Origin of the sequence: Geobacillus sp. YHL (genome assembly GCF_022341265.1) — a bacterium.
Taxonomy (GTDB): Bacteria; Bacillota; Bacilli; order Bacillales; family Anoxybacillaceae; genus Geobacillus; species Geobacillus thermoleovorans.
This window is the reverse complement of record NZ_JAEIGB010000015.1, coordinates 1-14555: the sequence shown is the minus strand read 5'-3', so window position 1 is coordinate 14555 and position 14555 is coordinate 1. Positions and strand designations below refer to the sequence as shown.

General features: G+C 52.8%; 15 protein-coding genes. All 15 read right to left on the bottom strand.

Annotated features, from left to right (window positions below; translation table 11 throughout):
- Positions 1 to 244 precede the first annotated feature (244 nt).
- The 15 genes from JCR24_RS12515 to JCR24_RS17570 all read right to left on the bottom strand — a co-directional run bounded on the left by JCR24_RS12515 (position 245) and on the right by JCR24_RS17570 (position 14409).
- Positions 245 to 958 carry a pirin family protein gene (locus tag JCR24_RS12515; protein WP_238980739.1) on the bottom strand — a complete coding sequence of 238 codons (714 nt, stop codon included), beginning with the start codon at positions 956 to 958 and terminating at the stop codon, positions 245 to 247.
- Positions 959 to 1158: 200 nt separating this feature from the next.
- Positions 1159 to 2799, bottom strand: a complete 1641-nt coding sequence (merA, locus tag JCR24_RS12510; protein ID WP_238980738.1) for a mercury(II) reductase — start codon at positions 2797 to 2799, stop codon at positions 1159 to 1161.
- A 29-nt stretch (positions 2800 to 2828) separates the two neighbouring features.
- Complete coding sequence (gene bioC, locus JCR24_RS12505) at positions 2829 to 3620, bottom strand: malonyl-ACP O-methyltransferase BioC (protein ID WP_021321653.1); 792 nt, start codon at positions 3618 to 3620, stop codon at positions 2829 to 2831.
- Positions 3613 to 4305, bottom strand: a complete 693-nt coding sequence (locus tag JCR24_RS12500; protein ID WP_190305396.1) for an alpha/beta fold hydrolase — start codon at positions 4303 to 4305, stop codon at positions 3613 to 3615. Before JCR24_RS12500 ends, bioC begins: the two co-directional genes overlap by 8 nt.
- A gap of 375 nt (positions 4306 to 4680) precedes the next feature.
- On the bottom strand, positions 4681 to 5979 hold the full coding sequence (locus JCR24_RS12495) for a murein hydrolase activator EnvC family protein (RefSeq protein WP_014196747.1): 1299 nt from the start codon (positions 5977 to 5979) through the stop codon (positions 4681 to 4683).
- 32 nt (positions 5980 to 6011) lie between these two features.
- Positions 6012 to 6905: a permease-like cell division protein FtsX gene (ftsX, locus tag JCR24_RS12490; protein WP_031407070.1), complete on the bottom strand. Its 894-nt coding sequence runs from the start codon at positions 6903 to 6905 to the stop codon at positions 6012 to 6014.
- A complete protein-coding gene (gene ftsE / locus JCR24_RS12485) occupies positions 6886 to 7581 on the bottom strand; it encodes a cell division ATP-binding protein FtsE (protein WP_031407068.1) in 696 nt (231 codons plus the stop codon). Before ftsE ends, ftsX begins: the two co-directional genes overlap by 20 nt.
- A gap of 470 nt (positions 7582 to 8051) precedes the next feature.
- A complete protein-coding gene (gene cccB, locus JCR24_RS12480; RefSeq protein ID WP_015375816.1) occupies positions 8052 to 8384 on the bottom strand; it encodes a cytochrome c551 in 333 nt (110 codons plus the stop codon).
- Positions 8385 to 8447: 63 nt separating this feature from the next.
- On the bottom strand, positions 8448 to 9311 hold the full coding sequence (locus tag JCR24_RS12475; protein WP_047758267.1) for a YitT family protein: 864 nt from the start codon (positions 9309 to 9311) through the stop codon (positions 8448 to 8450).
- A gap of 136 nt (positions 9312 to 9447) precedes the next feature.
- Positions 9448 to 9708: a type II toxin-antitoxin system RelE family toxin gene (locus JCR24_RS12470; RefSeq protein WP_238980737.1), complete on the bottom strand. Its 261-nt coding sequence runs from the start codon at positions 9706 to 9708 to the stop codon at positions 9448 to 9450.
- Positions 9677 to 9937, bottom strand: coding sequence for a hypothetical protein (locus JCR24_RS12465; protein ID WP_011232575.1), 261 nt, complete (start codon positions 9935 to 9937; stop codon positions 9677 to 9679). The genes JCR24_RS12470 and JCR24_RS12465 overlap by 32 nt, the downstream gene beginning before the upstream one ends.
- Before the next feature lie 112 nt (positions 9938 to 10049).
- Positions 10050 to 11154, bottom strand: a protein-coding gene (prfB, locus tag JCR24_RS12460; RefSeq protein WP_128723164.1) for a peptide chain release factor 2 whose coding sequence is annotated in 2 segments (ribosomal slippage) — positions 10050 to 11078 and positions 11080 to 11154 — 1104 coding nt in all. Because the reading frame shifts where the segments join, the coding sequence is not laid out codon by codon here.
- A gap of 93 nt (positions 11155 to 11247) precedes the next feature.
- The gene (secA, locus tag JCR24_RS12455; protein WP_013146417.1) at positions 11248 to 13761 is read right to left on the bottom strand and encodes a preprotein translocase subunit SecA; all 2514 of its coding nucleotides are present in this window, start codon (positions 13759 to 13761) and stop codon (positions 11248 to 11250) included.
- 109 nt (positions 13762 to 13870) lie between these two features.
- The gene (locus JCR24_RS17575; RefSeq protein WP_020756757.1) at positions 13871 to 14059 is read right to left on the bottom strand and encodes a hypothetical protein; all 189 of its coding nucleotides are present in this window, start codon (positions 14057 to 14059) and stop codon (positions 13871 to 13873) included.
- Between the two features lie 5 nt (positions 14060 to 14064).
- Complete coding sequence (locus JCR24_RS17570; RefSeq protein WP_370643349.1) at positions 14065 to 14409, bottom strand: hypothetical protein; 345 nt, start codon at positions 14407 to 14409, stop codon at positions 14065 to 14067.
- Positions 14410 to 14555: the final 146 nt, after the last annotated feature.

Below are 14555 nucleotides of genomic sequence, written 5' to 3'. Positions count from 1 at the left end.
GAGGCACCCCTCGCCCTTGGCGGCGAACGATGCCTCTTTTTGATTCGTCTTCTTGGCACGATCTAGGAGGGCGGTGAAAAACGGCTGATTCCCTTACTCAATGGGGGGAATGGGCGAAAAGCAGGATCGATGCAACAAGGTTTTTCTAATTGAGAAATGACATGGTAAAGCCGTATTCACGATTAAATCACCAGCCTCCTAGAATGGAAGCCAAACCAATGAACCGCACAAAAACGAAACGCTTTCACCCCTCTTTTGGCAAGTCGATGAGCATCAACCGCGATCCTTTGTTCGTTGCGAGGCCAAGAACCGGCGTTTCCGTGATGCGGGCCGCATCGCGCCGTTCGAGATGGGCCTCGCCGTTTAACGTCAAATCTCCCTCAATGACAAAGACAAAGATGTTCCGCCCTTCTGGCTGAGTAAACGTCAGCTCATGCCCGGCTTCCAAATCGGAAAGATAAATCGTCAAATCTTGATGAATGTGAGCAATCCCCGGGGAAGACGGGTGTTTCGTGACAATCGGCAACAAGGCGTTTTTCATCTTGTCGACCGGAAACTCGGTTCGCTCGTATGACGGCGGCAATCCGTATTGCTCCGGCAAAAACCAAAGTTGCAAAAAATTCACTTCTTCTGTCGCCGACGGATTCACTTCCGAATGGACGATGCCGGTGCCGGCCGACATCCGCTGCACGCCGCCAAACGTCGTCACCGCTTTATGCCCCGTGCTGTCTTCATGTTGCAAGTACCCCTTTAACACGATTGACACAATTTCCATCTCCCGGTGTGGGTGAGCGCCAAAACCAGCAAGCGGCGCAACGAAATCGTCGTTTAACACCCGCAGCGGGCCAAATTGAACGTTGTTCGGATCATAATACTCGCCAAACGAAAAGCTATGGTATGTTTTCAGCCAGCCGTAATCGGCGTAATAACGGGATGAAGCCCGGTCGATGCGAATCATTCCTTCTTCACTCCTTAAATAGATGGTCGTTTTTTTAAAAATCTCGAATTCGAGATAATTATACAAAAAGAAGAAGAGACCTGTCAATGACTGGAACAAACAGGCCTCGATCCTTCCCCATCGTCGAATGCTTTTCATCGGTCATCTGTCCCTTTCAGCAACAGGTCAATCATCGAAACGACAGCCCCCGTTCGAAGGCTTTACCCCGCACAGCACGACAGTTTCGAGACATCTTGGTCAAACGTCAGCGCCGCCAGCTTCAGCCCTTCCGCCATCGTTAAATACGGGGCCAACGTTCGGCGAAGGTCGTCGATCGTTAATCCGAATTGAATCGCCAACGCTGCGGCGTAAATGACCTCGCCGGCATGGTCAGCGACGATGTGGGCGCCCAGCAGCTTGCCCGTACGGGCCTCAGCGACAAGTTTAAACACCCCCGTCGTTTCCCGGTTGACGATGGCGCGCGGCACCGCCTCAAGCGGCAGGACGGACGTTTTCACGTCATACCCGTTTTCTTTCGCCCGCTGTTCGGTCAAACCGACAGTGGCGATGGCCGGATGGGTGAACGTCACCGCCGGAACGACGGCCGTATCCCAGCGCTTGTTCAGCCCGCCGACGGCATTGGCCGCGGCAACGGCTCCCTGATAGGCCGCGACATAGACGAACTGCGGGCCGAGCGTGACATCGCCTGCCGCATAAATATACGGGTTCGTCGTCCGCGCATATTCATCAATCAAAATTTCTCCGCGCGCCCCAACTTCCACACCGGCCGCCGGCAAATTCAACGCCGCCGTGTTCGGCGTCCGCCCCGCCGCCACAAGCAGTTCATCCGCTTCAACGACCCGGATGCGTCCGTCCACGTTCACATACACGTTTTTCGTATTCCCGTCTTGTTCGACCCGTTCAAATGAAGCACCGGTGATGACGCGGATGCCTTGTTCTGTGAGCGCCCGCGTCATCGCTTCGGAAATTTCCGGGTCATACTCTTTCAGCAGGCGCGAGCTTCGCTGCATCAACGTCACCTCCGAGCCGAGATGGTGGAACAGCTGTCCCAACTCCATCCCGATGTAGCCGGCGCCGATGACGGCGAGCCGCTTCGGCACTTTTTTCAGTTCAAGCAAGGTCGTGCTGGTCAAGTAGTCGACATCATGAAGTCCCGGAATATCCGGCACGGCCGGGGAAGCGCCTGTCGCAATCAAAAACCGTTTCGCCGACAGCGTTTGGCCGTTGACTTCAATCGTTTGACCATCGACAAATCGTGCTTCCCCTCGGATGAAATCGAACCCGTACTCTCTGATCAAGTCTGCATATTTCGCTTGGCGAAGCTGCTCGACCAGTTCATTTTTTTGCTTCACTAACAGCGCCAAATCAACCGGACCAGCGGATGTATGCAGGCCGAGAAACGGATGATTTCGCGCCAACGCATAGATTTCACCGGCCCGAAGCAATGTCTTGGATGGTACGCAGCCGATATTGACGCATGTCCCCCCGACTGTGCCGCGTTCGACCATGGCGACTTTCGCTCCATATTTCACGGCTTCAATCGCTGAAGAAAACGCGGCCGCGCCGGAACCAATGATGATGTAGTCATACTCTCTTTCGCCAGCAGTGGCAGGGCTGGCTGGTGCGGCGACCTCCTCGATATCCCCCGGCTCGTAATGAGCGTTTTTGACCGCTTGTCTCGCCATGTCAACGTCGGCGTCCTCGGGCAGCGCGAATACTGCTTCACCGCGCCGGAAGCTGACATCCATCAGCTTAGCCCCAACCGCGCTCAGCGCTCTGGCGACATGTTGTTCACAACCGGTGCATGTCATGCCTTGGACGGTCATTCGATATGTTTTCATGGTAAAAAACACTCCTTATCAACAAATGTCTAACAGCGGGTCATGCGAATCAATAGGCAATGGTAAGTAGCCGTGATCTCCCCGTGCACCAAAAAGCGCTGTTCGTATTCGCGCATCATGGCTTTGAAGACAGACGGACGTTGGCAATAGCGGCCAACCATGCTATTTGTGGCACCGATATGGCGCAGCGATAGAAAAAAGTCACGGACAGATGGAAATCGCTCCGTTTCCATCCATTCAAACCCATCAATGTGGGCAGCAGGGGCAGCTTGCTGGCAGCGGTCGATCCATTCCGCCAGGGTTGGAAAAGCCGGGCCGATGCGAAACGGTTCATGGATGTTCTCCGCTTTCAGCGCCAACGAAAAGGAAGTATGCAATTCGTGGAACGTACGGGCGCCGAAAGTGGAAAACACAAGACACCCTCCCTCACTTAACGCTCGGTAGAGGCGGGCGATCGTGTTGACGGGGTCATTCAGCCATTGAAACGTTGCATTGGAAATGATTAAATCATACGGCTCATTCCATGTCATATCCTCGATATCCGCGCATATCCATGTCACATCTTCGCCGCAAACCCGTTCCTGCGCAACGGTGATCATGCCTGGCGCAATGTCGACTGCGGTCATGCGCGCGTGCGGGAACATACGGCACAGTTTTTCAGTGAGATAGCCTGTGCCGCAGCCAACTTCTAAAATGTTGTGGGGGCGTATGCCAATGCAGTCAGCCAAGAGATCGGCCATTGTTTTTTGGACATTAGCAAACTGGTCATACGTTTTCGCACGCTCGCTAAACCGCTTTCGCATGAGCTGCTTGTCAATCATCGGTCTCACCAACCCATGTTTGAATAAGATGAACACATGTCTCGGTTTGGGTCCAAAATGGAACGTGCCCTGTATCGGGCAACAACGCCATGGTGGCGTTGGGAGCGCGCTCAGCGATATAGCGCGCTGCAGCGGGTGGACAAATCACATCTTGCTCGCCGTGGACGACCAGCATTGGGGCGGAGATATCCGGCAAAAACGGACGTGCATCGGCCTCGACCAAATAATCAAGCCCGATCAGCAGTTCATCAACCCGATCGCAGTAAAAAAATGCGGAAATATCGCCCTCTTCGCTTTTGGACCATAATGAAGCAAGAAACGCCGCGATCGTGTCAGCCGGCCGTGCTTGCAGCTGTGTTTTCATCCTCTTGACGATCCGCGGATGCCATCCGGCTTCATAACCGTCTTCGGCAACAAAACGGCTCGTGCCGCCGATCAAAATAAGGCGGGAGACCCGCTCGGGGTAAGCATGGGCCAACTCCAGCGCCACAAGCGAACCGAGCGACCAGCCGATGACTGCTGCGCGTTCCTGAAGCGCCTGTTCCGCTCGTTTTCGAAAGCAATGGATCGTTTCAATTCCCTTCCATTCGACGGCTGTCACGTTTCCGCTTAGTGATAACGAATCGAGCAGCGGGGCAAAAATCCCCGCTTTCATTCCCCATCCCGGAATGCAGACGATATTCATCGGATCCCCCCTCACTTTGCGCCGTCATGTACAAAATCCACTTGGGGCGCTAGTTGGTTTCCCCCAAGCTTCGGTCCTTCACCTTGATCTTCTCATCCCGTAAATCGCATCTGTCCCCCTTTCACTGCTATTTGTAAACCAATAATAAATAAAAGTTTACATTAATCGTATCACAGGCAAGCGATGGCCACAATCTTTTTTCATTCCCAGCGGGTTGAGGAGGATGTCCCACATTCATCACCGCCAAAACCAAAATAGCATCAAAGCGGAATGGCAGGGAATTTGCCTGCCGATGATGTCAAATCAATCAAAAAAATACGCAACTTGTCCTGCCAAAAGACAGACAAGTTGCGCAATGCCACCTACCGTTCGAAATTAGAAAGGAATATAGTCAAGCGGATTGACCGCATTCGTTTTCGCCTCGTTCCAGCCGCCGCGGTGCAGTTCAAAATGAAGATGCGGACCGGTCGAATGACCGGTATTGCCCATGTAGCCAATCACTTGCCCTTTGCGGACGTGCTGCCCTTCGCCAACAAGACGCGCTTCCAAATGGGCGTACACGGTCGTATAGGTTTGCCCATTAATCACATGACTGATGAAAATGACGTTGCCATAGCTGCTAGAATAATAGGACCGGAACACGATGCCATCTGCGGCCGCCACAACGGGAACGACAGCAGCCCGCTTGCCGATGTCGACTCCCGGATGGAAGTCCGTGCCGCCAAACCGGTAGCCAAAGCCCGAGGTGATCGGCCCGTTGGCCGGCCGGGTAAACGCTCCGCTCGATACAGGCGGCGTGCTGCCGCCGGATGGCGTTTCCCCTGACGATGCTTCACCACTGTCAGACCAAGTGTACGTACGCGCCCGTTGTTTCGCTGCTTCTTCCGCCCGTTTTTGCCGCTCAAGTTCGGCAAGCTGTTGTTTCACTGCCGCTTCTTGTTTGGCGATCAGCTCTTTTTCCTCTTCGAGCGCCATCTTATGATCATGCTCTTCTTCCTCTCTTTGCTTCAAATCGGCCATCAGGCGATTTTTTTGCTCCAGCTGGCCCGCGAGTTTCGATTGCAGCTGCTTCAATTCTTGCAAATCCGCTTGCAACTTGTTCCGCTTCTCCGTCAATTCGGCTTCCTTTTTCTCTTTTAACGCTTTATCGGCTTCCTGCTCGCGGATGATTTGTTGGTCCGCTTCCATGATCGTCGTCACGGCGCTCATCCGGTCAATGAAGTCGCTGAAGCTTTGCGCGCCAAGCAATACTTGCAAGTAGCTGATCGTCCCGCCGCTTTCCTGCAAGGAACGGAGCCGCTCTTTCAAAATTTCATTTCGCTTTTCAATGCGTTCTTGAATTTCGGCAATTTCTTGTTTTAATTCGTCAATGGCTTGCTCCGTTTGGTCAATGTCGACGCTGACGTTGCGGATTTTGCCGCTCGTTTCCTCAATGGCCATGTTCAGCTTTTCAATATCGTTGGCGACTTGTTTTTGCTGCGATTGAAGGGCTTCGATGTTTTTTTGCGCCTCGCTGATTTGTTCCTGCACCTCTGACCGCTTCGAACGAAGCGCGTCGATCTCCCCTCGCTTTTGTTCGATATCACGAGTGCTGACGGCATCCGCCGCCGGCGGCAGAACGCCAAGACCGAGCGCCGCGGCGACGGCGAGCGCCATCATATTTTTCTTCTTCATCGCTTTCCCCTCTCCCTATGTATGATTCTTTTTTACACTTTCAAAAACTTGCGCACGGACATGACGCTTCCCCAAATGCCGATGCCCGCGCCAATCGCCAGCAGCAGTGCGCTCAACTGCCACATAAACGGCGAAAACGGAAGAAGTTCAAAAAACGGCAAGGAAACCCGCTGTTCATACACTTGATACACGTTGTAGTACACGATCGAAAGCGCCGCGATCGGGAAGAGAGCGCCGAGCATTCCAAGCCATAACCCTTCCAAAAAGAACGGCCAGCGGATAAATCCGTTCGTCGCACCCACGAGCCGCATAATTTCGATTTCGCGACGGCGGGCGAAAATCGTAATTTTGATCGTGTTGGAGATGAGAAACATTGCCGTAAACAACAATCCGAGAATGAGCACGAGCCCCACGTTGCGCGCCACTTTCAGTGCGTCAAACAGCCTCTCGACCGTCCCTTGGCCATAATTGACTTTATGGACGAACGGCAATGTTTCGATTTGTTTGGCGATTTTCACCGTATCTTGCGGGCGGGCCGCTTTCACGACGTATACATCGCTCAACGGGTTGTCCTGTTCAAATAATCGGAACGACGAGCCTTCGTCCCCCATGCTTTTGATCAGCCGCTTCAGCTCTTCGTCCTTTGATGAATAGCGCACTTCCTTGACGTTTGGAATGGCTTCAATTTGCCGGCGCAAAGCGTTTTTTTGCTGGTTGTCGGCCGTCAGCTCGATATGGACGCGAATTTCGACATCGTTTTCGACTTTCTGGGCAAAATGGTTGATGTTGAACATGACGACAAAAAAGACGCCGACAAGCAACAGCGTCACCGTAACGGCGCTCGCGGACGCAAACGTCATCCAACCGTTGCGGCCAAGGCTTTTGATGCTTTCCCGGACGTGGCGCTTAAACGTATGAAGCGTCATAGCCGTATTCCCCCCTCGCCTCGTCGCGGACGATTTTCCCGTTTTCGATGGCGATGACGCGCCGCCGGGTCGCGTTGACGATCTCTTTATTGTGAGTCGCCATCACAATCGTCGTTCCCCGGTCATTGATTTTTTCAAACAGCTCCACAATGCCCCATGAGGTTTCCGGGTCCAAGTTTCCTGTCGGTTCGTCGGCAATCACGATTTTCGGGGAGTTGACGATTGAGCGGGCGATCGAGACGCGCTGTTGTTCGCCACCGGACAATTCGTTCGGATAAGAGCGGATTTTATGTTTGAGGCCGACTAGGTCGAGTACTTCCATCACTTTTTTGCGGATCACTTTCGGCGATTCTTCAATGACTTCCAAGGCAAAGGCCACGTTTTCGTATACGTTGAGCTTCGGAAGCAACTTGAAATCTTGGAACACAACGCCGATATGGCGGCGCAAAAGAGGAACTTTGCTGTCTTTCAGCTTGGCAAGGTTGACGCCGTTGACCATAATGGTCCCGCTCGTCGGCTTTTCCTCGCGGTACATCATTTTAATAAACGTCGACTTCCCAGCTCCGCTGGGCCCAACGACGTAGACGAATTCTCCTTGCTTGATGCGAACGTTGATGCCGTTTAACGCCACAACGCCGTTTGGATAAGTTTTGTATACATCTTGCATTTCAATCATCATAATCACCTAATTTTCGACTATATAGATGCAATTTGAGGCCTTCATATTTACGGCTTGGATCATTTGATCGACTGTCGAGCGGCCGAACAACGCCCCTTTCAGACCCATGCATGGGTCTGTGAAGCGAGTGGTTGTCCGCCCCCGCCACGCCTTAGCGTGACGGAGGCAAGCCACAGGCTTGCCCTCGACAGTCGAAAATGGATAAACATCTTTTCCGTCAAGCATATTTCACTTGCTGCCATTTCTCGAGCTGTTTCGCGTGAATCTTGCAAAATTCCGCAAGGATTATTATAACACGATTTTCTATTGTCGAATTTTACATTTATATTTCAAATCGGGAACAATGGAGAAACTAGGACAAAAGACGCAAAAACAGAAAACACCGCCCAGTTCTTGAGCGAACAAGGCGGTGCACTTTCCTTGAGTGAAACGATCTTTTCTTTCAAAGAGTCAGAAACATCCATCCATTATTTTTTCGCGGCCAGCCACTCGGCCACTTTGTCGGCGTCTTCCCCTTTAATGATTCCTGCCGGCATCGTGCCGCGGCCGTTGGCGATAATGTTTTTAATTTCATCTTTGGAATACTTGCTTCCAACCTTTTGCAAGTTCGGGCCGACCCCGCCCGACAGGTCTTGTCCATGACAGGACGCACAGTTTTGTTTAAAAATTTGCTCGGCGGACGCGGCGGTATCCCCTCCACCATTGTTGCCGTTGTTGTTCCCAGCGTTATCCCCGCCACCTCCGCATGCCGCGAGCGCGAGCGAAACGCCAAGGAACATCGCAGCCAACTTCCATTTCATGGCGAACTCCCCCTCAAACGAAAAATTCCGTTCCCCATTTATTATAACCGATTTCTTCCCCTGTTACGTACGTTGAAATCCCTCGCCGAGCACCTCAGCAGCGTTCGCAACGATGACAAACGCTGTCGGATCAATGGTTCGGACGATTTGTTTCAATTTCGTGAACTCCGATTGGGCGACGACGCACATCAACACCGGGCGCTCATGTTGCGTGTAGCCGCCATACGCCGGCAAGCGCGTCACTCCGCGGTCGATTTCGTGTAAAATGGCGCGGCGCACTTTTTCCTCTTCTTTTGTAATAATCAGAGCGATTTTCGAATACCCAAGCCCGACTTGGACGAGATCGATCGTTTTGCTTGTCACATACAACGCGATCAAGGCATAGAGCGCCCGTTCGATATCAAACACAAACGCCGCGGTCAACACGATCAAGCCATCGATGAAAATCACGCACATCCCAAGCGACAGCCCGGTATATTTATGGATGATTTGCGCCGCCAAATCAGTGCCGCCGGTCGACGCCCGGCCGCGAAACACCATGCCAAGGCCGAGCCCAACGCCGATGCCGCCAAAAATCGCGCCAAGAAGCGGATTTGTCGTCGCCGGCTCCATCTCTTTCGTCAAATAGACAACAAGCGGCAAAAACACCGTCCCGACAAACGTTTTCACGCCAAACTGCCGGCCCAAAAGCACAACACCAGCGATAAAGAGCGGAATGTTGAGCGCCCATTGGACATACGCCGGTTCAATGCCGAACAGCGCATGCATGATCGTGCTGATGCCGCTCACTCCGCCCGAGGCGATCCGATTCGGCAGCAAAAACACGTTAAACGCCACAGCGACGATCGCCGCGCCGATCAGAACATACGCATACTCCAAAGCCGCCTCCACCGCCGGAGGCATGGTCTTCTCTCTTCGCTTCCGCATGCTTCCCCACCTTCCTCTGTGAGTATAGCATGCCCGTTTTGGCAAGTAAATGACAGCCGATTAACGCGATAATGGTCTGCTATGCTAAAGGAAAAAAGGACGATCCGATGATCGCCCTAGCCAAAAAATACAAGCCTCAATACACATCCCCGCGGTTGCCGATCGCCTCAATATAGATGATTCGTTCTTCATGATCGATGCGAAACAAAACACGATATGTTCCGACCCGCAGCCGATATAATCCATCCTGCCCCTTCAACTTTTTTATATCCCCCTGCGGCGGGATCGCAAGCAACCCTTGCAGCCCGAAAGCTAATCGTTCTTGAACATCTTTGTCTTGACGAGCGATGAATTTGACTGCGGCCCTACGGTAAATCAACTTGTAGCCCGAATTCACGCTTGGCTTCTCCCCCGGTGATATATCCTTCATCGCTTTGCAGCTGCTGGCGCTCTTCTTCCGTCAACGCTTCTTCTTCATCTGTTTCGTCAATCCGCTCCCATACCATTCGTTCCTTTCTGGACCGATCAAGCAAGTACATCAAAAAATCGTACGCTGTTTGATGATCCGTTTCATCCAACCGGTCAATCAGTTCGTAAAGCAATTGTTTGCGCACAGCCAAAGCCATCGCCCTCCTTTTTCCTTATCATTACCTTCAGCGTATCACGAAAGCATAGATGCGTCAAAAGGCCAAAACACGATTTTGAAGCGAAAAAAAGGACGATCCGATGATCGTCCCTTTACTTCAACTTCGCACGCAAATACGCGTCAATAAACACATCAATTTCCCCATCCATCACCGCTTGCACATTGCCGACCTCGACGTTCGTCCGATGGTCTTTGACAAGCGAATACGGATGGAAGACGTACGAACGGATCTGGTTCCCCCAGCCGATTTCTTTTTGCTCGCCGCGCAGCTCGGCCAGTTCAGCTTGCTGCTCCTCGAGTTTCTTTTGGTACAATTTCGCCTTCAACATATTCATCGCTTTTTCGCGGTTTTTGATTTGCGACCGCTCCGATTGGCACGTGACGACAATCCCGGTCGGCAAGTGGGTGATGCGCACGGCCGAGTCGGTCGTGTTGACGTGCTGCCCGCCCGCGCCGCTTGAGCGGTACGTGTCGATTTTCAGCTCTTCCGGCCGGATCTCAATTTCAATGTTATCATCCAATTCCGGCACAACCTCGCACGACACGAACGACGTATGGCGGCGGCCTGAGGCGTCAAACGGCGAGATGCGGACAAGCCGGTGCACCCCTTTTTCCGCTTTTAAATAGCCGTAGGCATTTCGGCCTTTAATGAGCAGCGTGACGCTCTTGATCCCGGCTTCCTCGCCCGGCAGGTAGTCGAGCGTTTCCACTTTAAACCCTTTTTTCTCCGCCCAGCGCGTATACATGCGCAACAGCATCGACGCCCAGTCTTGCGACTCGGTGCCGCCTGCGCCGGGATGGAGTTCCAAAATCGCATTGTTTTGGTCGTACGGCTCGTTGAGCAGCAGCTGCAGCTCGAACTCGCTGAAGTCTTTCATCAGCTTTTTCGCTTCCTCCACAAGCTCGGCTTGCAGCTCGTCATCCGGCTCTTCCTTAAGCAGTTCGTACGTCACTTCCAAGTTGTCAAACCGTTCTTCAAGCGAGGAAAATTCCTCGACGAGGTCTTTGAGCGCATTCGCTTCGGAAATGACTGCCTGCGCCGCCTTCTGGTCATCCCAAAAGTTGGGCGCCGCCATCTGTTCTTCTAATTCACGAATACGCGCCTGCTTCGTGTCGAGGTCAAAGAGACCCCCTGATTTCCGCTAATCGCTTAGCCATTTTCTCGAGCTCTTGCTTAATTTCCACCAAATCGATCATGTTGTCCTCACCTCATCATGAATATAGTATGCCAATGATTCATATCTGCCATTCAAAAGGGAGGCGGAGCCTCCCTTTATTATTTATAAACGGTTATACCACTCTTCCGCAACAATGTTTATATTTTTTCCCGCTCCCGCACGGGCACGGGTCGTTTCGGCCGACGCGCACCGCCTTGCGGACCGGTTTTCTCTTCGGTTCTTCGCCGTCTTCTTTCGGGTGAACCGCTTCGCCTTTGGCCACCTCTTGGCGCTCAAGGTTATGGTGAATTTCCGCCTTCATAATATAGGTGGCGACTTCCTCTTCAATCGCCGCAATCATCTCCTCAAACATGGCGTAGCCTTCCATCTGATATTCGCGCAGCGGGTCAACTTGCCCGTACGCACGCAAATGAATGCCTTGGCGAAGCTGCTCCATCGCGTCGATATGGTTCATCCATTTCATATCGACAGCGCGCAAGACGACGACGCGTTCAAACTCGCGCATTTGTTCCGGCGGAATTTGCGCTTCTTTCTCATCATAGCGCGCCTTCACTTTCGCCCAAATGAGCTCGATCATCTCTTCGGGCTCTTTGCCGCGCAAGTCCGCTTCCGTCACATCCCCTTCCGGAAGCAGATGGGCATTGAGATACTCAACGAGCCCTTTCAAATTCCATTCTTCCGGAACCTCTTCTTTCGGCGTATGAGCGTTGACGACGCGCTCGATCACCGATTGGATCATCTTTTCGATAATGCCGCGCAAGTTGTCGGAATCGAGCACCTCATAGCGCTGGCGGTAAATGATTTCCCGCTGCTCGCGCAGGACATCGTCATATTGAAGCAACTGTTTGCGGGCGTCGAAGTTGTTGCCTTCGACCCGTTTTTGCGCCGACTCGACCGCTTTCGTCACCATTTTGCTTTGGATCGGCTGCGAATCGTCCATTCCAAGGCGGTCCATCATCGCCATTAAGCTTTCCGAGCCGAAACGGCGCATCAATTCATCTTCAAGCGACAAGTAAAACTGCGACACCCCAGGATCGCCTTGACGCCCGGAACGGCCGCGCAGCTGGTTGTCGATCCGCCGGCTTTCGTGACGCTCCGTGCCGATGACCGCGAGCCCGCCAAGCTCCTTAACTCCTTCGCCAAGCTTAATGTCCGTCCCGCGCCCAGCCATGTTCGTCGCGATCGTCACCGCGCCTTTTTGCCCGGCTTGGGCGATGATCTCCGCCTCTTTCGCATGGTTTTTCGCGTTTAAGACATTGTGCGGGATGCCGCGCTTTTTGAGCATCTCTGACAACATCTCGGACGTTTCGATCGCCACCGTGCCGACCAACACCGGCTGCCCTTTCGCATGGCGGGCGGCGATGTCCTCAACCACGGCGCGGAACTTCCCTTCCATCGTCCGATAAATCAAATCCGGACGGTCTTCACGAATGACCGGCCGATTCGTCGGAATGACGACGACGCGCATATTGTAAATGTTGCGGAACTCTTCCTCTTCCGTCTTCGCCGTCCCCGTCATCCCCGCCAACTTTTCATACATGCGGAAGTAGTTTTGGAACGTAATCGTGGCTAAGGTCATCGACTCATTTTGAATCTCGAGCCCTTCCTTCGCCTCGATGGCTTGATGGAGCCCGTCGCTGTAGCGGCGGCCGTGCATCAAACGCCCGGTGAACGGGTCGACGATGATCACTTTTCCGTCTTGCACGACGTAATCGACGTCGCGCTGCATCGTTACGTGCGCCCGCAGCGCCAGCTGAATGTGGTGGTTGAGCGTGACGTGTTTCAAATCAAACAAGTTGTCGATGCCAAACGCCCGCTCGGCTTTGTTGATCCCTTCTTCCGTCAGCTGGACGCTTTTCGTTTTTTCATCGTATGTGTAATCGACATCTTTGCGCAACGTGCGCACAAACGCATTCGCCTGCACGTACAGCTTTGTCGACTTTTGCGCCGTGCCGGAAATAATGAGCGGCGTCCGCGCCTCATCGATCAAAATCGAGTCGACCTCGTCGATGATCGCGTAATAGAGCGGCCGCTGCACAATATGCTCCTTATAGAGGACCATGTTGTCGCGCAAATAGTCGAAACCAAACTCGTTGTTCGTTCCGTACGTAATGTCGGCATTGTACGCCGCTTGCTTCTCCTCGCGCGACATGCCGCTTAAGTTCAAGCCGACGGTCATGCCTAAAAACTCATACAGCTTGCCCATTTCCGTCGCATCGCGCGTCGCCAAGTATTCGTTGACCGTCACGACATGCACGCCGCGCCCGGTCAAGGCGTTCAAATAGACAGGCATCGTCGCCGTCAACGTTTTCCCTTCCCCGGTTTTCATCTCGGCGATGTCGCCTTCATGCAAGACGACGCCGCCCATAATTTGCACTTTATATGGGTACAAACCGAGGACGCGCTTCGCTCCTTCGCGCACAACAGCAAACGCCTCAACAAGCAAGTCATCGAGCGATTCGCCTTGCTGATAGCGGGCTTTAAACTCCTCGGTTTTTTGCCGCAGCTGTTCATCGGACAGTCGGGCCATCTCCGGACCGAGCGCATCCACTTGATCCGCAATTTTCTCCAGTCTTGCCAACTGACGCTTGTTCGGGTCAAATACTTTTTTTAAGACTCCAAGCATAGGAAACGCTCCTTATTTTTCATGGACTCACTTATTCATCATATCATTATACAGGGATCAGTGACAACTGTTGTACAGGCTGGGAGAGGGGCATGTCCAAGAGAGGGGATCACGCCTTGGACGGAAGCTGCTCAATCACCGCTTCCGCATGGTGAAGGCGCCGATTCAGCGCATCAATTTCAAAACTTTTCTCCTCCACTTTTTCACGAATTTTGCGAAGCCATAGTTGCACATCATCCACAAGCTGCGTTTCGACGCGATAAAGCGTTTCTTTCACTTTCGCCAACTCCGCTTCCACACGGTCTAATCTTGTTCAAGACGGCTGATGCGCCCGTTCATTTCATCGACGCGGCCTTCAAGCGCTTCAACGCGAGCCGTCAGCGAACCCATTTGCCCGCTCATTTCTGCTAAACGGCCGTCGATCTGCACAAAACGCTCATTCATTTGAGCAAAGCATTCGTCAATCCGAGCAAACTGTTCATCAATCTGGGCAAACCGCTCATCAATTCGCGCAAACCGTTCGTCAATCTGCGCAAACCGTTGGCGAGTTTCTTCTTGGAACGCCAAAAATCCTTTTTCCATGTTGTCCAACTTGGACCATATTCGACGCAGCAGTTCCTCCATCGTTCCCCCTTTTGCTTCCTTCACGCATATTATAACATCCCCTGCCAAAAAAAGCAGGGGATGCGCATAGGGAGAGTCAGTCAAGACTTTGTGGAGAACATTTTTTCGGTTCACTACGGGCGTTGTCAATCACTAGTTAGCGAACCATTTTCAGGAATTAATATCGTAAG

Bases quoted from the DNA above. Each gene is read 5' to 3' on its own strand.
- JCR24_RS12465 (WP_011232575.1), bottom strand. From the start codon at position 9,937: ATGGCTTTGGCTGTGCGCAAACAATTGCTTTACGAACTGATTGACCGG.
- bioC (WP_021321653.1), bottom strand. From the start codon at position 3,620: ATGATTGACAAGCAGCTCATGCGAAAGCGGTTTAGCGAGCGTGCGAAA.
- secA (WP_013146417.1), bottom strand. From the start codon at position 13,761: ATGCTTGGAGTCTTAAAAAAAGTATTTGACCCGAACAAGCGTCAGTTG.
- merA (WP_238980738.1), bottom strand. From the start codon at position 2,799: ATGAAAACATATCGAATGACCGTCCAAGGCATGACATGCACCGGTTGT.
- JCR24_RS12475 (WP_047758267.1), bottom strand. From the start codon at position 9,311: ATGCGGAAGCGAAGAGAGAAGACCATGCCTCCGGCGGTGGAGGCGGCT.
- ftsE (WP_031407068.1), bottom strand. From the start codon at position 7,581: ATGATTGAAATGCAAGATGTATACAAAACTTATCCAAACGGCGTTGTG.
- cccB (WP_015375816.1), bottom strand. From the start codon at position 8,384: ATGAAATGGAAGTTGGCTGCGATGTTCCTTGGCGTTTCGCTCGCGCTC.
- JCR24_RS12500 (WP_190305396.1), bottom strand. From the start codon at position 4,305: ATGAATATCGTCTGCATTCCGGGATGGGGAATGAAAGCGGGGATTTTT.
- ftsX (WP_031407070.1), bottom strand. From the start codon at position 6,905: ATGACGCTTCATACGTTTAAGCGCCACGTCCGGGAAAGCATCAAAAGC.
- JCR24_RS12495 (WP_014196747.1), bottom strand. From the start codon at position 5,979: ATGAAGAAGAAAAATATGATGGCGCTCGCCGTCGCCGCGGCGCTCGGT.
- JCR24_RS12515 (WP_238980739.1), bottom strand. From the start codon at position 958: ATGATTCGCATCGACCGGGCTTCATCCCGTTATTACGCCGATTACGGC.